This window comes from Xanthocytophaga flava (genome assembly GCF_030068545.1).
In the GTDB taxonomy this organism is placed as follows: Bacteria; Bacteroidota; Bacteroidia; order Cytophagales; family 172606-1; genus Xanthocytophaga; species Xanthocytophaga flava.
Genome location: NZ_JASJOR010000016.1, coordinates 121,251 through 139,910 on the forward strand (window position 1 = coordinate 121,251; position 18,660 = coordinate 139,910).

Below are 18,660 nucleotides of genomic sequence, written 5' to 3' on the forward strand. Positions count from 1 at the left end.
AAAGAATAAGTGATAAGGGGTCAACTCTTCTAATCGTAAGACAAATTATTCTGTTTGGGTTATTCTGTTTTGAGTGAGGTCACTGGATTGGCCAGGGCTGCTTTCACCGCCTGGTAGCTCACCGTTACCAGCGTGATGAGTAAGGCTAACGCCGCCGCCAGGGCAAACACCCACCAGGCGATGGAAATGCGGTAGGCGAAATCTTCCAGCCAGCGGTTCATGGCATAATAAGCGATAGGCCAGGCAATCAGATTGGCAGTCAGCACCAGTGCCAGGAAGTCCTTGGAAAGCAGACCAATAATGTTTGTCACACTGGCTCCGAGTACTTTGCGGATGCCGAACTCCCTGTTACGTTGCTGGGCGGTAAAGGTAGCCAGGCCAAACAGACCCAGACACGCAATGAAAATGGTCAGGCTGGCAAAGATGCCCAGGATTTGCCCAATTTTCTGTTCGACCCGATAAACCGATTCAAACCGTTGGTCGATGAAGGAGTACCCGAAAGGTGCATCAGAGGGGAAGGCACTCCACTGTTTTTTGAACGAAGCCAGTAAGTCCGCAATGTCTTTGGTTTTTACCTTCACCAGAATACTGCCCGAATTCTCGCCCATAATCATAATGAGTGGACCAATCTTTTCGTGTAGGGACTTAAAATGGAAATCCTTCACCACACCAATGACCGTATAAGCTCGTTTTGTACCGTTTCCATCTACAATGCGGAGTATTTTTTTTCCCAGCGGGTCCTTCTGCCATCCCAGCGACTTAACGGCAGACTCATTTATAATCACCGCCAGAGAGTCGGTGCCAAAGTCCCTGGAAAAATTTCGTCCTTGAGCCAATTCCATTCCCAGCGTGGGTACATACTCCTCATCGACCCGGTAGTGCCCCATTACTACATTTTGGGTCGGATGGTCTTCGGGAAAAACGGGACTATAATCATAATTGGTCGGTCCTACTGGAATGTAGTCGGAGATACTCGCCCGTACCACGCGTGAATCTTGCAGAAGCTGGTTGCGGAAAGCCTGCTCATTTTTTCGCAGGGCATAGGTATCGTGAATCACTATTACCTGCTCTTTATCAAAGCCGATCTTCTTGTTCTGCATGAAGGTCAGTTGCTGATAAACGACGGTAGTGCCCACTACTAGGATGATGGAAATAAAAAACTGGAATACCACCAGTACACTTCGCAACCGAAGACCCGATTGACGGCTGCCCGATAACAGTTGCATTGTCGGATTGCCTCCTTTGAGCACGGCAATCGGTTTGAACGAGGATAGGAAAAATGCCGGATAACTTCCAGCGAGTAAGCCCACTAATAGACATAAGACAGCCAGCCCCGCTACTGACCAGCCTTGAGCAATGGAAAAAATAGAAAACGTTTTACCTGTCAGACTATTGAAAGCCGGCAGGCAGAAAATCACGATGAGTACGGCCAACAGCAGTGCGAAACCGGCCAATAGCATCGATTCAGACAAAAATTGACCAACTAGTTGTTCTTTCACTGACCCCAGCACTTTGCGGATACCTACTTCTTTGGCTCGTTTTGCAGCGCCTGCCGTCGAAAGATTCATAAAGTTGATGCAGGCAATGAGCAGCATAAAGCCGGCAATAGTCGAAAAAATGTACACGTAGCGAATATCTCCATTGGCTTCCAATTGGTCATATTGGTGCGAGTGCAGATGGATGTCAGTGAGTGGTTGCAGGAAAAACCCCATTTGATTGTCTGCCTTCCGTAAGTCAGCTGTAGTAGCGCCCAGGTATTGTTTGAATTCTGGCTCAATGAACCGGTTGACAATTGTGGGTAGCTTGGCTTCCAATTGCTTATAATCATAGCCTTTCTTCAGTACTATGTAGGTCGGGAAGTTAAAATTGGCAAATATCTGTTGCTTGGCATCTTCGTGGTTGAGCATGGTCGCAAACAGATCGAAGTGGAAATGGGTATTGGCCGGAACCTTCTCAATCACACCCGTTACTTTATACGTATTATTCCAGCTTTTCAACTGGAGCATTTTACCCATCGGGTCCTGGTTGCCAAAGTACTTCCGGGCAGTGGCCTGGGTAATCACCATCGTATTGGGTTGCGACAAGGCCGTTTTGGGATCACCTTTTAGAAAGGGGATGTCGAATACCTGAAAAAAATTAGAGTCAACATACACAAATTTGTCTTCCTTGAATGTCCGGTTTCCATAGGTCACAAAGGGATTGCCCGAAACCCGCAGCCGCGTCGATTCTTCTACTTCCGGATAATCTACCCGCATTTGTCGCGCTAATGGAGCACCTAATGCAGTTGCATCCAGCACCTGTCCGTTGAATTTACCGCTGAAACCCATCCGGTAAATGCGGTCAGCTTTACTAAAATGGCGGTCGTAGGTCAGTTCATCAAGTACGTACAAGGTAATCAGCAGGCATGTGGCAATGCCGATGGCCAAACCAAAAATATTGATAGCCGAAAAAGCTTTGTGGCGCCTTAAGTTGCGCAGGGCGATAGTCAGATAGTTCTGGAGCATAGTGACAAAGTATAGAGGTAAACCTTTGAGAGTAAGATGCTTAATTGAGTTGGCAGGTTGCATGCAATGAAAAAATAGCATCTTATTCTGAAATAGGATGTAAAGAAGATGGCTCAGATAACACTGCTTTGATAAGAATCTCGTCAAATACCTCTTTGAACAAATCAATTCATAGCAAAAGCTTGCTATTTTCTAATCTCTTTAAACAGAATAAATGAGTCCACTCCCTTTATCCAGCGATTGGATAGCTGTCATATCCTCAGAAGACAACTCAAAGTCAAATACATTGAAATTCTCAATTATCCTTTCTCTGGTTGCTGATTTGGGAATAGCCACCACTTCTCTTTGAATTAACCATCGTAGCACCACTTGGGCAATGCTCTTGTTATACTTGCTTGAAAGTGCTTTTAAAAGTTCATTCCTAAAAAGATTGTTTTTACCCTGAGCAAAGGGAGCCCATGACTCCAACTGGACGCCTTGAGATTTCAACGCTTTCTGCATCTCTGTTTTTTGGGAAAATGGATGCGTCTCCACTTGATTGACTGCGGGTATCACACTATGCTGTGTAAGCAAACTCTGAATCTGATTCATAGTAAAATTACTTACCCCTATAGCCCTTACTTTCCCTTCTTTGTACAATTCCTCCATGGCTGTCCAGGAGGAATGTATGTCTCCCTGTGGGAGGTGAATCAAGTACAGATCAATATAGTCAAGACCCAAATTTTTTAGCGAGGTTTCAAAGGCGCGCTTTGCTTTCTCATATCCGGTATCCGCTGGCAAAAATTTTGTGGTCACGAAGATTTCTTCTCGTTTAACACTACTTTTTTTAATCGCTTTGCCCACGGATTCCTCATTACCGTATGCCGCAGCGGTGTCGATCAGTCTGTAGCCACTATGTAATGCATGTAGCACAGACTGCTCACACTGTGAACCCTCCCGAAGCAAGTATGTTCCAAAACCAAGCAGGGGCATTTTTACACCGTTATTTAATGTTATGTTCATTAGGGTATATTTGTATGCTGGTTTTCTATATGTTTTTACATAGAAAGACATATCACCTGGAGTATGCCTTGCTTACTTGCCTTGCAGGCCTGCCAGGATTGCCGGATAGCGTTCTCCCTGAAGGCTAATGCTGTCCAAAGCCTTAGCGATAGTAGCTAAGTCATCAGCAGGTAAGGTGATATTTACACCACCTATATTCTCTTCTAAGCGAGTCATTTTTGTGGTTCCTGGAATTGGTACAATCCAGGGCTTTTGCGCCAGCAGCCATGCCAGGGCAATCTGTGCTGGTGTTGCGTTATGCTCTGCCGCAATCTTTGTCACCAGGTCAACAATGGTTTGATTCGCTTCACGGTTTTCTTTGCTAAAGCGGGGCATGACATTTCTCCAGTCGGTCTTGTCAAATTCGGTGTTTGCATTCATCTTGCCCGTTAAAAATCCTTTGCCTAACGGACTAAACGGAACGAAGCCAATGCCCAGTTCTTCCAGGAGTGGAATGATCTCTTTTTCAGGTTCACGCCAGAACATGGAATACTCGCTTTGCAGGGCTGCCACAGGTTGCACGGCATGTGCTCTGCGGATACTTTGCACGCCAGCTTCACTCATACCAAAGTATTTTACTTTGCCTTCGGCAATCAGATCTTTTACAGTTCCGGCAACGTCTTCAACAGGCACATTCGTGTCTACACGGTGTTGATAAAACAGGTCGATATAATCGGTTTGCAGATACCGGAGCGAGTTTTCGGCCACCTGTCTGATGCGTTCCGGGCGACTATCCAACCCATCTGTATTCCTGCCATTTACAAATCCAAACTTGGTAGCAATGACTACTTTATCACGTACAGGATGCAATGCTTTTCCTACCAGCTGTTCATTGGCGCCTTGTCCATACGCTTCTGCGGTATCAAAAAACGTAATGCCCCATTCATAGGCTTTTTGAATGAGGGCAATGGCCTCACTTTCATTGGTTGCCGGACCATACCCGTGGCTTAATCCCATGCATCCGAAACCAAGTTCGGACACTGTTAATCCTGAACTTCCTAAGTGTCGTGTTTTCATTTTGTCTGTTTTTTGTGTGTTTACTGCTGCAAAATTGCGGAAGAAGGACAATCCGGTTGGTATACAGATTACAGGTTTTGCTACCACTATTACGGATTGGGAAGGCTGCTAATAAAAGGGATTACCGGAATGTGTACTTTTACTATTGGGATCACTCTCTTATTGTCCTCCTAAAAGTAGGTTCTTTCAGGAGGACAGGAAGGATATTTTCTTCCCAGGTTGTGTGTTATCACCAACCTGAACGGCGGGAAATAGCTCGTTGGTGATAACACCAATGAGGGGAATAAAGAGGATTTACCCGAATGTTTACTTTTGTAGCGATAAAGAATACGGTATGGAAGAGATTGTAAAAATTGACAGCATCGCCCAATACAATGCCATGCGGGGCGTACCTACCAAACATCCGCTGGTTACAGCGATTGACCAGTCGAAAGCGAAACCGCTGCCCGCCAGGTCATTCAACTTTGGTTTGTATGCGGTGGGGTTAAAAGAATTAAACCAAGGCCAGTTACGTTATGGAAGAAAGCACTATGACTACCAGGAAGGAAGTTTGATATTTATAGCACCCGGACAGGTGGTAGGTGTGGAACCCAGCGTTGACCTATTTGCCCCGAAAGGCTGGGTATTGCTCTTTCATCCTGACCTGATCAACGGCACTTCACTGGGCAAACACATTCAGGAGTATTCTTTCTTTTCGTATGATGTACATGAGGCACTTCACCTGTCAGATAAAGAGAAAGGTATTGTGATAGACTGCTTCTCAAAAATTGAGTATGAGCTGGATCAAAATATAGACAAGCACAGCAAAAGACTGATTGCCTCCAACATCGAGTTGCTGCTCAATTACTGCATCCGTTTTTACGACCGCCAATTTATTACGCGTGACACGGCAAACAAAGGGATTCTGGAACGGTTTGAATACATATTAAAAGGTTATTTTTCATCCGATAAACCACAGAACGAAGGCTTGCCTTCTGTAGCGTATTGCGCCGAAGCCTTGCATTTATCGCCTAACTATTTTGGTGATCTGGTTAAGAAAGAAACCGGCAGATCTGCTCAGGAATACATTCAATCAAAAGTAATAGAGATGGCCAAAGAAAGAGTGTTTGACTTGAATAAATCGGTGAGTGAAATTGCCTACGAATTGGGCTTTAAATACCCGCAGCATTTCATCCGTTTATTCAAACAAAAAACAGGGGTTACGCCAAATGCTTACCGGATGATGAATTGAATGAACTACGGATTATAAATCTCAATTTTCAACTTTATTTCATTCATATCTAGTTATTGAAATGTTTTAGATGAGTCATTATAGTATGCTTCAACATAATACCTAAAGTTGTGTACTATATTTTTACAAAAACTCAACAAGCAGCAACTGGCTATGAAAGTGACTATAAGTCAATCACTCTCATAGCCAGTTGCTATGGGCTGCAACATTTTCTAGAAATACTGTATCATAGAGATGGCTATAAGGCAGATGATGATATGGAGTTAAACGATCTATGGCTATTGATCGGGGTTACTCAAGGCTTTGTAAGAGGCCTGTAGTTCTTCTTCTGTTTCTGGTAATTGAACTTTTAATCCATAGGTTACGCGGGCTTGAATGCTTTCCACAAAAGGTTTAAACTGTTCGTGATAGTTTGCAAAAGCCGTTTGGTAATCTTCATTGGCGTGAAGTTCTTTCGCCAACAGGGTAGCACCTTGTATTGCCAAGCTGGTACCCATACCTGTGAAAAAGCTTGGCGCGTATGCCGCATCCCCTATCAGGCCTACGCGTCCAGTTGTCCAGGTGGACATATGAATCTGACAAGCTTCATCAAAATACAGGTCATCGGCATGAAGCATTGCATCCAGAATTTCCGGAAGTTTCCAATGGGTGTTGCCCGCAAAATATTCTCTTAGAATTTCCTTCGGTTGTTCGGGATTCCGGTAGTTCCAGTTTAGTTTAGGCGCCCGAAATAACAGGATAGCGTTCGCTCCGTTTTTAAATTGATAAATGACAGCCTGTTTGCCCAGCTCACGATACACAATACCTGTAGATTTGGGTCTGCCTGTTTGTATCTGGCCTGCTACAGCAAAGGCAAAATAGACCCCTAGAAACTTTTTGAATGTGTCTTCAGGACCGAACGCAAGTCTTCTGACAGTAGAATGGGTCCCATCCGCTCCAAACACAAAATCATACATTTTTCGTCCTCCTTTTTGGAAAGACACTTCCACTTCATTTTCGTGCTGGATCAATGCAGTGATGCTATTGCCAAAAAGGATCTCTACTTCCTCTTTTGGAATGGTTTCGTATATAATTTTTACCAGATCGCCCCGGTGAATTTCAATATCCCCCAAATACTCCTCCAAGGTATTGATGGCAAACGTAGCTAGTGTTTGATCGTCGGCATTGACGACCTCATCTGTGTGAACAAACTCATGGGCTTTGATTTGGTCATATATGCCCATTTCCCTGACTATATCCAGGGCTTCTCCACGCACATCGATAGGGGAGCCGCCTGTTCTCAGATCGGTGCCGAGTTCCACTACTGTCACCTGATAGCCAAATTTATGTAACCAATAGGCCAACGTTAATCCGGCAAAACTTGCCCCAACTATTAACACTCGTTTTTTCATCGCTTTCAAGGGTATTTTTATAGTTCGATAGTATTTACAATGCAAAACTAATGGTAGCTTTGGGAGTAAAATATTCGATTTACTACTAATTTTAGTCGGAAAAATGAATACTAAAGATAGTCTGCTTGCTGACAGTGAAATTCTTCAATTCACTGACAAAGTAGGATTAAGATTAGATAAGGAATTTGAACATCTACAGGTCAACTTTTTTAAAGGCTTTGTTTTTCTGCCTGATATGGCCATTCACTTTGGGTCCTTTTATGCAACCAATGATTTCACCCGCATAACTGCCACGTCTGCCATAAGTGATGGGATTGGCTTTATATTTCATAATATTTTTGAGGTTGATGGGATTGCTGAGGCCGATAAAAGCAATCGAATTGCAACTCCACCCTATGTGCGTATATTTCCGTATAGCATTAGTCAAAAAATATCTTTTGCAAAAGATACCTGGGTAACACATGTTTCCATCAGCATTAGTGCCGGGTATTTGAAAAATTTCCTGAAAGAAGAGTCTGACCATTTCCAGTTTCTATTTGACAATACCCATAGCTTTTGGATAGAGGAACTGATGACCGATGACATTGTACGCACAGTAAATGAGATTGTGAAGAAGGAAGAGCCCGATAGTATGAAAAGTTTTTATTACAAGATCAAGGCAATGGAGTTGCTTTTCTATCTGTTTGAGAGCTTGCGAAAGCGTCAGACCGCTGGTAGTGTAAAACTGAGTCACAAGGAAATTGACGCTGTGTATCGGGTGCGGGACAAGATTGTGTCGTCATTGAGCCAATCCAGCAGTATAGAGGAATTAAAGCAAATTGCGGGTATGAACGAATTGAAGCTCCGCAGGATTTTCACACAGGTATTTGGGATGGGCATTTATGACTACTATCAGCATTTGCGTATGAAAGAAGCCGCCCGACTTTTGCGTGAGGAAAATGTATCTGTATCGGAAGCAGGCTTTCAAATGGGTTTTGAGAACCTGGGTCACTTTACGAAAGTATTTGAAAAGCATATAGGCATGAAGCCCAAAAAATACGTTCAATCTTTCAAGGGTACAAATACCAAACTGATAGTAAGAAATGAGGGATGACTCTGTTGATACTACTGACAGATTGGATCAGGTGCTTGTTTAAAGAGTAAGACATGCTATTATGGTGTAGGCATTAGACGTTATACCCCTCAATTACCGCTGGTGCCCACACATAGCTGATTACTTCTTCTTCACCTAATGATGTGCGACCATACACTGATTTATTCACTTGGAAGCCTGATTAAATTTTCTTTCGCCCATTCATTGTTGGGATCAATGCTTAATATTTGATTATAAATCAGTTGGGCTTCTGTGTACTTTTGTTTGGTGTGAAGTTCAATAGCTTTTTTTTCCAATCGGTAAACTTCAAGTTGTTTTAAATTCCCGTTAGCAAATTCATTGTCCGGGTCTCGTTTGAGAATTTTCTTATAAGCTTCTATGGCTGCATCCACTTGTTGTGCTTTGTGTAGTTCATATGCCTGGTAGGATAGATAGGAAGTTGAAAAAGGGCTATAGAAAATCAAAAAGGTCAACCCTGATATATACATCAACCCCGTTGCCCACTGCAAATACTTGTCAAACTTTGCTGTATAAGCAACTAAAACTCCCCAAAGTAAGCCACCGATATGAGCAGCGTTACCTATTTTCCAAGTGCCGGCCTTTGTCAGGATTACACCTACCACAAGCCAAACTAAAAAGAGATTGACAGTATTTTTAGTCAGGTAGTTTTTGTACTCTTCTGTTGTTTTACTTTTTACAAATAAAAAACCAAATAACGCATACCCGATACCAGAAAGACCAATACCTGTTGTGTCAGCAAAGGCAAGCTGTGCTAACGAACTTACCAGTGCAGAGGATAAAATGAAAAGGATACAAAATGCTTTGTTAGTTTCAAATTCAATCTTTTTTCCAAGTATCCATAGCCAATACAAATTGAAAGCGATGTGCCATATTTCAACATGTAAAAAATTAGAAGTAATTAGTCCCCAATAGTCACCACCAAAAATGTCGGTCATTGAAGGTGCTCCCCATTTTCTGTAAGCTTCCCAAGTATCACGGTTATCTTGTAAGTTGATACCGATGAACAACACTATACTTACCAAGCCGCAAATTACTGTTATAATGGGAATATACTTTTTGAAGGTTATATCGGTAGGTGGGTTACTAATTTCTTCCATAAGAGGGTGGTTCTGAAATTTCAGACAACGTTTTGTGGTTTTAGATTTGGGTAGATGTCATAACAAAAAGACTGTCAGCCCAGCTTTTGCAAAGGGGAATAATTATAGTTAGATCTAATCTCCACTACTAAAACTATATACATCGCCTCCGTTTTTTGAACATGGAATATAGAAAGTTTTTGGTAAGCCCTTACGAAGATCTATTGATCCTGTTTTTCTTAAATTACATTCTTCTGAATTTTCCAAATAACACAGCTTGTTATCCTGCAACGTGTCAGGTAAACTTTCTGGCATCCCAACATAGTACTTACCAACAAATCTATTTTTCATATCATAGATTTTAATGTTGCTGGTACCATGACACATGTCACTACCTGTGCTGAAAACAAAAAAGGAAGTCAAAATTTTATATTGCCTTCCGTTGTCCATATGAACTACTCCTAAATAGTTGATTTTAGTTTTGTTGCAGTCTTTTTTGTGGGTCAAATCATATATGTATTCTCTTACAATGCCTTTTTTCAAAGCTTGTTGCTCTAATTTTTGAAGCTTTATGTATTCTGATAATGAGTCATCATTAGGAGCTAAAGAGCATAAAACCAGCAAGGAAATAGCCAGTACCAATAGTATTACTGGTGTTAACAACAGATGTATTCCTGCATTAGTATTTGTCATCTTTTTTAATTTTTAGATCTGTCAGTCCAATAAGAAAGTTGCAACATGTGTAGTATTTACTATCCTTGTTTGGTGTCCACCTGTCAACAACATGGTATTGTGTTGTCGTTTTGCCTTCTAAGACCCATTGTGAGCCATCTGATCCTAAAAGTTCTGTTTCATTGGTTTTCATATTCCAAAAGTCAATCTGATGCATATGCGTTTGAAACATTTCCCAAGTTGCCTTATTGATAGTCTTTTGTTTAGAAATTGTCAGTTTTCCCGGTCGATAACCTCCTGCACCATCACACAATTTCCAATAAAGCCTATAGGTGTCCCCATTTTTTTCTATTCTGATTGCAACAGGATTATGAAATGACCTTAACCAGGTAAATCTATACATTTCCTTCTGTGATTTGTTTGCGTAAATAACAGGCTCTCGCATCGCAAACAAATGTTTTGAATACCATGAGTCTGTAAGTGTATCATGTCCAACATACAGTGAAGTATCTCTGAAAATTTCCAGTGGAAAATAAAATTGAGTGCTATCTGTTGGTATAAACGCAGTATCTATTGGTAAGGAATATGTTGACGTATTAGTAGCGTTCTGACTACTCTGTCCTTGACATGATGTCAAAACCGTTAGAAATGAAAAAATAAGTACGAATAGTTGTTTGGTCATTATGGGTCTGTTTTGCAAATTTCATTTAGGCAGATTGCTAATTTACTAACAAAACTACTTATAATTATCTCACGTACAATAAAGCCTTACCCCTTATGTAGTCAAGATACTTAATATATGGCGCGACGATTTATTATCGCATGAACAAATATAGTATGTCCCGGAATGAGTAGCGGCTTGAATTAGAATAGTACAAAGAAAGACGGATCGCTTTCAATGTCAAACTGATTATCTTCGGCAACCTGACAAAAGTCAGACGCTAGTGTTTTTTAGCGATACAAAAACCATTTAAATAACCAATGGCTACAAGTTACACAGAGTATAAAGAAAAAGGATTTTGGAGTAATGATACGTTTTTTGAACTATCTGTTGACTATATGATTAAGACTTTTCAAGCAAAGTCATCTGAGACACAATGGCTAAAAAACTATATTGATCAATGGTTGTTTCATATAGCAAAAGGAAATTTCCCTAGGTTTATTACTATGGGATTTGATAAGTATCTGATCGACGAAAACAGAGTCGATTCTTTTATCGATTTAATTCGGGAGACAAAAAGTTATTTACTTACAAAAGGAGACTGGTTAAGCCACCAGGAATTGAATTTGTTTATTGTACATGATAAGTTACAAAGTAGATGGAGCACGGATTTACCTACAGATACAATTAGTAAAACATTAGATAAACTAGAGCTATTACTTTTGGGAGAATGGCCTTCTCAGGATGAAGTAGCTATCTGGAAAGCATAACTATGAAAAGAATACGAATGAAAAACATACTATATACTGGTGTATTGGCTGTCTTGTCGTTAATATATGTATGCTGTTATACTTATTAAGTTTTATTGTTTTGGAATCTTCTCCGGAGAAAAGACTGAATGAATAGATGTATACTCATTCAGTCTCATAATAAGATTAGGACTAAACCTCTAGTAATGATACGTATTATAATGTTAAGCATGATGGTCAATATTCCTCTCCTCAATCCCCACCTTCCTTAACCAATCAGGGACAAAGAAGCTTGGGCAGGCTTTGTTGTCAAATTGGTTGTGCCCGGCAATCTTGATGTTAGGCGCATAGGCAAGTACTTCATGAATCATTGTTTCGATTTGCTGAGGCGTACGGGTGTCCTGGGCTTTGTGGAAGGTTTTATCCAGGCCCCCTACGTAGCATAGGTGGCGGGAGATGGAGTTGATGCCTGCTACTCCGTTTGTGATCTCGAAAGGGTCTATGGTCAGGTTGTTGTTGTGTTTGACGAACTGGTGACGCTAGCCGTCGAGTAGAATCAGATCAGAGTAGCCGACTTGCTTCCAGTCGTTGCCATAGGGTTTGGGAGCGGTGTGCCAGCGTTTGACATCTTCAGCCGAGATCCAGCGTCCGGCAGGAGTGGCGGTGCAGTGTATAATCAGGTATTGGAAGTGCATGGTGTAGGTGGTTTATTATGCATAGTGGGCTATTGAAAGAGAACAGGACGGGTTATGGATACGTTGTGCTCTTCCCCAGGCTGTGTGTTATCACCAACCTGAACGATGGGAAACAGGGGCGTTGGTGATAACACCAACGACGGGAACGACGGGTTGTGAAGCCGTCCTGTTTTGTTATTTAGGATCTCTCATGGAGAAGAAACCTACTGTTGAAATAAAGGCCAGTAATGAAGCGAAAGCTTGTGTATCGATTCGGTTAACCAGCCAGAGAATATATCCTGAGAAGGTGAATAAACCCAGGGTTGAGGTTTTCCAGTTGTCTAGCACAAACTGGAGGTAATCGTATATCGATTTTGCTATCGGGTATGCGGGTTTAGTTAACACTTACACTATCCTTTTGAAAAGAGTTCCCCTTTTGTCCTTCTGAAAGAACCTTGTGACAAATAGTGTCATGTTTCCTTTCTGAGCGAAAAAATACTCTCCAAATCCAAAGGCCGCCGGTCTTGGCACGAGATTCTTTCAGGAAGACAGGGAAAATGAAAGATCCTTTCAGGAGGCCAATAAGGGAGTATTTTGATAAGTTGATAGCATTGGTTAATGGAGTGTGCCTGATAGCTATAGTGATTTATTTTTCTTTCAATCACTATAGCTATCAACACTTGCAAATGATCCCAATAACGATTGTTTCCTTGGTGAGATAGAAAGCTGATTCCTATGGCAATCAAGTATGGTTTTTAGCGCTATAATGGTTAGCTATACAGATTGATTAGTATAGCGATTGTTGTGTATGAATACTCTCAATCAGGTGTTGAAACTCTTCCAGGCTGCGTACAATCTGGTAAGCACCTCCCTGTGATTCGACCAGTTTCTGAAACTATTTCTGTTCAGGGGTTTGATAGCCTGCTAAGTTCTTAAGTTCGATAAAGTAGCTTTTGCCTGCAAAGAAGTATTCCAGGTCAGATACCCCTTTCACTATGCCTAAGACTTTGTTTAGTGCGCCTTTGATGGCATTATGACTGTTGTTGTTATGGGTATGTAGCAGACCTCTGTAAGCTGAAAAGGTATTCTAGTGCCATTGGAAGCATAAGGCTTGTATACGGGTTTCGGATGGTTGTATGGAAATATGAGGTAGCATTTGGGTATAATTGTGTAGGTGAAAACTCGGTTATTGGTGTGTATTGGTGTATTTGTGGTCCTTTGAGTCGGTTTGTGGTTTTTATTAGCTAACCATTGATTGAATATTAGTTTGCATTAGCCTATTTAGGGTAGTCTATAGGTTTATTTATACCCCTATATATTTATATATATATAGGGGTATATAAATCTATATCCTATATGCGAGACCTAAACGGTAAGAGTATCATTTACCCTACTTGCCTTTGGGGATACAAAGATGATAAGTGGTATCGCGCCGATCTCCTTCCAAACGGATATAGCCAAACTCAACCGCATCCGAGAGCATGCGTTTGACCTTACTTTCATTTTCATGGCTAATCTCCAATACCACTTTTTTCAGCTCCATAGAAGAAGCCTGAGTAGACATAAGTTTGGTAAATGCTTTTTTGATAATATCGCTTAGTTGAACTTGTCCGGCTTTGGGCTGTCCTGTCTGGATCGGTGTATGGTAGTCTGCAGGCATAAAGAAGTCTTTTTCTGTATCCCAGTTAAAATATTTTTCTACCGGATGATGACTATGGGATAACTTGCCCAGGTCAAAGGAAGAGGTAAGTACACGGGTACCAGATGAACTTCAATGATAACACCTATCGATTTCCTGCTAATGCTACTGAGTATGGACATAAAACTGAGTAGTACAATATAGAGTACTTTTCCCAAACCCACACTTTCAAAAGTATAGGCTTGGGTTTTACTCATATCCTAAATTCGGGATCACTCATGTTTATGCATTACTGTGAATTATGCACAAATACATTGTATACAATAAACCAGACACAGTGTGAAGATTACTCATGTACTTCCACTCCCTGTGCCTTCATTTGCTCCAATAGTGAAGCAAACTCCTGGTAGTTAGGATACGAGAACGGATTACCTTTGACATATAAGGCCTTTAAATGAGGAAGCTGAACGAGTTGTGGCCCCAGCTTTCTCATCTGATTGTCTGAAATATCCAGCTCTTCCAGGTTTTTCATTTCAAAGACAACAGGGGGGATAGCTTTTAGTGCATTTTCACTGATATACAAAAGACTCACCTTATCCAGTTTCTGCAGATTCTCTGGTAAAGAAGTGAGGACATTCCCTCTCAGGTAAATCTCCGTCAGGTTTGAAAGATCTCCTATCTGTTCCGGAATCCTGTCTATCTTGTTATAGGAAATAGCCAGGGCTTCCTGGGTTTTAATCTGACAGAGCACCATAGGGAATTCTGTAAACTCGTTGTAATATAGATCGAGATACTTCAATGAATGCAGCTTCCGAAGTTTGGCAGGTAGCTCGCTTAAGTGATTGTGGTAGAATCCTACCCGTTGGAGCGATCTGATTGTAGGGACTACCTTAGGAAATTTTACAAATGCATTGTTATTACACACCAGCTGTTCCAGTCTCTTATTTCTTCGAAGCCTTCTGGGTAATTGTGTTAATGCACACTCTGCCAGATTGATGTTTTGGATATGTTTGTTCTTTCGAAAACGAAGTTTTTTGTAGTTGATTGGATTGCCACTCAAATCGAGTTGTTGCAATGAATCCATTTCAGATACCCAGGCAGGAAGAGAGGTAATACGATGTTTGCGAAGAAGTAAACTTTTCAGATTGCGGCATCGGGCAATTTCCGCAGGTACTTCCTGTAGTCCATTGTTTATTTCTTTTGTTTGCCAGCGAATGATAGGTTCTTTTCTGTTTGAGATAGTATCATACATTTCAACACGTTCATACCGAATGTCTTTATTCTGAAGGTTGATTGTCAGGATGGTATCCGGACGTGTGGTTTGTCGGATTTGTTCCAGTGTGGTAGCCACTCCTTTGTCTGGCGATTGTGCTTGTAATACCAAGCAACTGGCTAATACCCAGAATGTAACAAATAAGTGTTTCATAGGTGTTAATGGATTTTGTTGGATCTAATTTATAACTAATTATTTAGTTGTAAAAGAGTTGAAGATATTTTCTTTTGAAGGAAGAGACGCGGTTTTGAAAATCTCACTGGATTTTATACCTTTCTTTTGCCGCATTCGCCTAACCAACCTCCAAACATGAAGAAAATGTATTTACCTGCTCGGACAGTACTCTGGTGCACTGTCTGTGTATTCTTTTTGGTAGCCTGTAACTCCTCTAAAAGCAAAGGGCCACAGTTTTTAATCACATTTAGCGATAGTCTCAGCAAAGATCCCCTTGATGGCAGGTTGTTGCTTATGATTGCACAGGATACAGCCAAAGGCGAACCTCGTAATCAGGTAGGTGATAGTCCGGGAAGTACCCAGATTTTTGGGATAGATGTAGACGGATGGAAAGCAGGAGAAGAGAAAACAATAGATGGCACTGTATTTGGTTACCCGCTAAAAAGCTTGTCGGAGCTAACGGCTGGTGACTATTATGTGCAGGCGCTACTGCATAAGTATGAAACATGTAAACTGAAAGATGGCCGTGTATTGAAGCTGCCTATGGATAGAGGAGAAGGACAAAACTGGCGTACTGCACCCGGCAATTTGTACAGCGTTCCTGCAAAAGTAACCATTGGTACAGATGGCAATATTGCTGTCACACTCACAAAAGCCAATCCTGCCATTGCTGTTCCCAAGGATACGAAATACATCAAACATATACGTATTCAAAGCAAGCTGCTAACCGAATTCTGGGGACGTCCTATGTACCTGGGTGCCCACGTATTACTTCCTGAAGGATTTGACGAACATCCGGAAGCGCATTATCCGCTTTGTATCAATCATGGCCACTTTCCAAGCGACTTTGACGGATTCAGTCCGGAACCTCCTGCTGCGGATATGGATACCTCTGATTATAGCGACCGTTTCCATATCTATGGCTATAAAAAGATTGTCGCTCAGGAAGCACATAACTTTTACAAAACATGGACAAGTAAAAACTTCCCTCGTATGTTGATTATTGAAATTCAACATGCCAACCCTTATTATGATGATTCCTATGCTGTAAACTCAGCCAATATTGGTCCGTATGGAGATGCTATAACCTATGAACTCATTCCCTATATTGAAAAGCAGTTCAGGGGAATAGGACAAGGCTGGGCTCGGTTTCTATATGGAGGATCAACAGGTGGTTGGGAAGCTCTGGCTGCACAGATATTTTATCCGGATCAATATGGTGGATGTTTTGCTGCATGCCCGGACCCTATTGATTTTCGGGCTTATACACAGGTTAACATCTACAAAGATAAAAACGCCTACTATACCGAAGGACCATTCCGTAAAGTCTCCAAGCCAGGATATCGTAATTACTTAGGGCATATCACCACAACCATTGCCGATATGAATCACCTGGAACTGGTACTGGGTACCAAAACCCGTTCCGGTGGACAATGGGATATCTGGGAGGCTGTTTATTCGCCTGTTGGAGAAGATGGCTATCCTAAACGAATCTTTGACAAAATGACAGGCGAAATAGATACGATGGTGGCACAATACTGGCACAATAACTATGACCTCACGTATATCATGCAGCGAGACTGGTCTGCGTTAGGCCCCAAGCTGACAGGCAAAATCAATATCTATTGTGGTGATATGGATAACTATTATCTGAACAATGCAGTATATCTGGCTGAAGATTTTCTAAAAAAGACGAAAAACTTCACAGAAGGAGGTGAAGTGAAATATGGAGATAGGGCTGAACACTGTTGGAATGGTGATCCTACTTTGCCCAATTATCTGTCACGGTTGCATTACAATACCATGTATATCCCCAAGATTTTGAAGCTAATCGAGAAAAATGCACCCAAAGGTGCTGATCTGAAAAGCTGGCGTTACTAAAAACAATACCCTTCAACCTAACCTATTTGCACCATTTTATTCATGCTTACACACGATTTAGGCAGACAAGTTTTTGGCAATCCTGCCAATGCCGGTAATACTATATCCTTACAGGATGCTAACCAGTTATTAGACGATTGGGTAAAAAATGAGAGTTTAAAAAGGCATATGCGGCAGGTGGCTGCTTTGATGAAAGCATGGGCCAGGGAAGTAGAGAAACTGGATGACGTTGGACAACTGAAATGGGAAACAGCTGGCTTGCTTCATGATGCCGACTGGGATCAGTGGCCTGACGACCATTGTAAACGCATTGTGGAGGAACTGGAGAAACGAGACATTGATCCGGAGATTATTCATGCTATTGCCTCTCATGGACCCCGTTTTTTTGGAGTGGAGCCTGTAACCACTATGGACAAAATGTTGTATGCCTTTGATGAGTTGTCAGGTTTTATCCATGCCTATTCTTTGATGCGCCCCACAGGCTATGAAGGGATGGATGTCAAAGGTGTACGAAAACGACTCAAGGACAAAGCCTTTGCTGCACAGGTTTCCAGAGAGGATATTGCAGATGCAGCACAACGGGCAGCAAGGGAAGTAGACGAACTAATCGCTTTTGCTATTACACATCAGGCAGGTGTGTAAATCTCTTCATTTTAGTATAAAACCTCCGGTGATAACATAAATAAATCCTGTTTATTGAGATTTAAATATGTTATTACCGGTTTTTTATAGTCTTTATTTTATTTTGTTTTTATTTTTTATACATTCGGTGCCTGATTTAAAATTTAACTATATCTAGTTTCATTTGTAAGTTAAGTAGAATAGCTGTCGATGTATGAAAGATAAGAGGGATGTATATAAGGATAGAATACTACCACTTAAGGAAAGTGATTTATCTTTATGGAACCGCTTCAGAAGCGGTGATAGGGAGGCTTTTTCTACCATTTATAGATTGTATGTTTCTGCTTTGTACAATTACGGTATGAAGCTTTCCAGGGATAGAGAGCAGGTAAAGGATGCTGTTCAGGATTTATTTATTGAACTCTGGAAAAACCATAGCACAATAGGCGAAACAACAAATATCAAATATTATCTCTACAAGTGTATTCGTCGTAAAATTATCCGGAACATAGAACAGTCTGCTAAGTTTCTGCCTGATATCGGTTTTACAACTGAAAATAACTACAATCCAGTATCCTCTCCTGAGGACTTACTTATTGACATCCAGTCTGTAGACCAGAAAAAAGTTTACCTGAACAAAGCTCTGACTCACTTGACTCAGCGCCAGCGGGAAGCATTATTTCTGAAATATTATGATAGTCTGAGCAATAGTGAAATTGCCTCTCTTATGGCTGTTAATGAACAGTCTGTTTACAATCTGGTGTATCAGGGATTACAACTCCTCAGAAAATTCTTTCCTGTTGAGGTTCTCCTCTTCTTTTGTATTCTCTCTTTCTAAGTAAATCTATCCTCAAATAACTCCGTCCATTTTGGATTCCTTAAGCTCTGTAGCCACAATTCTATCCTGTTTTAAAATATTTTGAGAAATTTTTAAATTTTTTC

16 protein-coding genes are annotated in these 18,660 nt (G+C 41.3%); 6 read left to right on the forward strand and 10 right to left on the reverse strand.

The genetic code is table 11. The features are described 5' to 3' along the window. Positions 1-59 precede the first annotated feature (59 nt). The 3 genes from QNI15_RS22350 to QNI15_RS22360 all read right to left on the reverse strand — a co-directional run bounded on the left by QNI15_RS22350 (position 60) and on the right by QNI15_RS22360 (position 4,562). A complete protein-coding gene (locus QNI15_RS22350) occupies positions 60-2,504 on the reverse strand; it encodes an ABC transporter permease (RefSeq protein WP_314033600.1) in 2,445 nt (814 codons plus the stop codon). Positions 2,505-2,705: 201 nt separating this feature from the next. After that, on the reverse strand, positions 2,706-3,506 hold the full coding sequence (locus tag QNI15_RS22355; RefSeq protein ID WP_313991338.1) for an aldo/keto reductase: 801 nt from the start codon (positions 3,504-3,506) through the stop codon (positions 2,706-2,708). 72 nt (positions 3,507-3,578) lie between these two features. After that, entirely contained in the window at positions 3,579-4,562 is a 984-nt protein-coding gene (locus QNI15_RS22360; protein WP_314033602.1) for an aldo/keto reductase, read from the reverse strand. 334 nt (positions 4,563-4,896) lie between these two features. On the opposite strand from QNI15_RS22360, the gene QNI15_RS22365 reads away from it, so the two are divergent. Next, positions 4,897-5,793, forward strand: a complete 897-nt coding sequence (locus tag QNI15_RS22365) for a helix-turn-helix domain-containing protein (RefSeq protein ID WP_313991332.1) — start codon at positions 4,897-4,899, stop codon at positions 5,791-5,793. A gap of 278 nt (positions 5,794-6,071) precedes the next feature. On the opposite strand, the gene QNI15_RS22370 is transcribed toward QNI15_RS22365, so the two are convergent. Beyond that, positions 6,072-7,229, reverse strand: coding sequence for an FAD-dependent monooxygenase (locus tag QNI15_RS22370; RefSeq protein WP_390902209.1), 1,158 nt, complete (start codon positions 7,227-7,229; stop codon positions 6,072-6,074). Between the two features lie 58 nt (positions 7,230-7,287). Here QNI15_RS22370 and QNI15_RS22375 point away from each other — a divergent pair, with 58 nt between their 5' ends. After that, positions 7,288-8,277, forward strand: coding sequence for a helix-turn-helix transcriptional regulator (locus QNI15_RS22375; protein WP_314033606.1), 990 nt, complete (start codon positions 7,288-7,290; stop codon positions 8,275-8,277). Between the two features lie 161 nt (positions 8,278-8,438). On the opposite strand, the gene QNI15_RS22380 is transcribed toward QNI15_RS22375, so the two are convergent. From QNI15_RS22380 to QNI15_RS22390, 3 genes are all read right to left on the reverse strand, one after another. Next, complete coding sequence (locus tag QNI15_RS22380) at positions 8,439-9,395, reverse strand: rhomboid family intramembrane serine protease (RefSeq protein WP_314033608.1); 957 nt, start codon at positions 9,393-9,395, stop codon at positions 8,439-8,441. A 114-nt stretch (positions 9,396-9,509) separates the two neighbouring features. Continuing rightward, entirely contained in the window at positions 9,510-10,067 is a 558-nt protein-coding gene (locus tag QNI15_RS22385) for a hypothetical protein (RefSeq protein WP_314033610.1), read from the reverse strand. Further along, on the reverse strand, positions 10,054-10,728 hold the full coding sequence (locus tag QNI15_RS22390) for a hypothetical protein (protein ID WP_314033612.1): 675 nt from the start codon (positions 10,726-10,728) through the stop codon (positions 10,054-10,056). The genes QNI15_RS22385 and QNI15_RS22390 overlap by 14 nt, the downstream gene beginning before the upstream one ends. A gap of 299 nt (positions 10,729-11,027) precedes the next feature. Between QNI15_RS22390 and QNI15_RS22395 the strand changes: the two genes are divergently transcribed. Beyond that, the gene (locus QNI15_RS22395) at positions 11,028-11,477 is read left to right on the forward strand and encodes a hypothetical protein (protein WP_313991319.1); all 450 of its coding nucleotides are present in this window, start codon (positions 11,028-11,030) and stop codon (positions 11,475-11,477) included. An 848-nt stretch (positions 11,478-12,325) separates the two neighbouring features. Here the strand turns inward: QNI15_RS22395 and QNI15_RS22400 are convergent. From QNI15_RS22400 to QNI15_RS22410, 3 genes are all read right to left on the reverse strand, one after another. Further along, positions 12,326-12,478, reverse strand: coding sequence for a hypothetical protein (locus QNI15_RS22400; RefSeq protein ID WP_314033614.1), 153 nt, complete (start codon positions 12,476-12,478; stop codon positions 12,326-12,328). A gap of 1,042 nt (positions 12,479-13,520) precedes the next feature. After that, a complete protein-coding gene (locus QNI15_RS22405; RefSeq protein WP_313991314.1) occupies positions 13,521-13,790 on the reverse strand; it encodes a hypothetical protein in 270 nt (89 codons plus the stop codon). A gap of 325 nt (positions 13,791-14,115) precedes the next feature. Continuing rightward, complete coding sequence (locus tag QNI15_RS22410) at positions 14,116-15,195, reverse strand: leucine-rich repeat domain-containing protein (RefSeq protein WP_314033616.1); 1,080 nt, start codon at positions 15,193-15,195, stop codon at positions 14,116-14,118. A 156-nt stretch (positions 15,196-15,351) separates the two neighbouring features. On the opposite strand from QNI15_RS22410, the gene QNI15_RS22415 reads away from it, so the two are divergent. The 3 genes from QNI15_RS22415 to QNI15_RS22425 all read left to right on the forward strand — a co-directional run bounded on the left by QNI15_RS22415 (position 15,352) and on the right by QNI15_RS22425 (position 18,556). After that, positions 15,352-17,097 (forward strand): alpha/beta hydrolase-fold protein, encoded by a 1,746-nt coding sequence (locus QNI15_RS22415; protein WP_314033618.1) that lies wholly within the window; start codon positions 15,352-15,354, stop codon positions 17,095-17,097. A 42-nt stretch (positions 17,098-17,139) separates the two neighbouring features. Beyond that, positions 17,140-17,739, forward strand: coding sequence for an HD domain-containing protein (locus QNI15_RS22420; RefSeq protein ID WP_313991302.1), 600 nt, complete (start codon positions 17,140-17,142; stop codon positions 17,737-17,739). 193 nt (positions 17,740-17,932) lie between these two features. Further along, positions 17,933-18,556, forward strand: a complete 624-nt coding sequence (locus QNI15_RS22425) for an RNA polymerase sigma factor (RefSeq protein ID WP_314033621.1) — start codon at positions 17,933-17,935, stop codon at positions 18,554-18,556. Positions 18,557-18,660: the final 104 nt, after the last annotated feature.

Bases quoted from the DNA above. Each gene is read 5' to 3' on its own strand.
- QNI15_RS22350 (WP_314033600.1), bottom strand. From the start codon at position 2,504: ATGCTCCAGAACTATCTGACTATCGCCCTGCGCAACTTAAGGCGCCAC.
- QNI15_RS22355 (WP_313991338.1), bottom strand. From the start codon at position 3,506: ATGAACATAACATTAAATAACGGTGTAAAAATGCCCCTGCTTGGTTTT.
- QNI15_RS22360 (WP_314033602.1), bottom strand. From the start codon at position 4,562: ATGAAAACACGACACTTAGGAAGTTCAGGATTAACAGTGTCCGAACTT.
- QNI15_RS22365 (WP_313991332.1), top strand. From the start codon at position 4,897: ATGGAAGAGATTGTAAAAATTGACAGCATCGCCCAATACAATGCCATG.
- QNI15_RS22375 (WP_314033606.1), top strand. From the start codon at position 7,288: ATGAATACTAAAGATAGTCTGCTTGCTGACAGTGAAATTCTTCAATTC.
- QNI15_RS22380 (WP_314033608.1), bottom strand. From the start codon at position 9,395: ATGGAAGAAATTAGTAACCCACCTACCGATATAACCTTCAAAAAGTAT.
- QNI15_RS22385 (WP_314033610.1), bottom strand. From the start codon at position 10,067: ATGACAAATACTAATGCAGGAATACATCTGTTGTTAACACCAGTAATA.
- QNI15_RS22390 (WP_314033612.1), bottom strand. From the start codon at position 10,728: ATGACCAAACAACTATTCGTACTTATTTTTTCATTTCTAACGGTTTTG.
- QNI15_RS22395 (WP_313991319.1), top strand. From the start codon at position 11,028: ATGGCTACAAGTTACACAGAGTATAAAGAAAAAGGATTTTGGAGTAAT.
- QNI15_RS22405 (WP_313991314.1), bottom strand. From the start codon at position 13,790: ATGCCTGCAGACTACCATACACCGATCCAGACAGGACAGCCCAAAGCC.
- QNI15_RS22410 (WP_314033616.1), bottom strand. From the start codon at position 15,195: ATGAAACACTTATTTGTTACATTCTGGGTATTAGCCAGTTGCTTGGTA.
- QNI15_RS22415 (WP_314033618.1), top strand. From the start codon at position 15,352: ATGAAGAAAATGTATTTACCTGCTCGGACAGTACTCTGGTGCACTGTC.
- QNI15_RS22420 (WP_313991302.1), top strand. From the start codon at position 17,140: ATGCTTACACACGATTTAGGCAGACAAGTTTTTGGCAATCCTGCCAAT.
- QNI15_RS22425 (WP_314033621.1), top strand. From the start codon at position 17,933: ATGAAAGATAAGAGGGATGTATATAAGGATAGAATACTACCACTTAAG.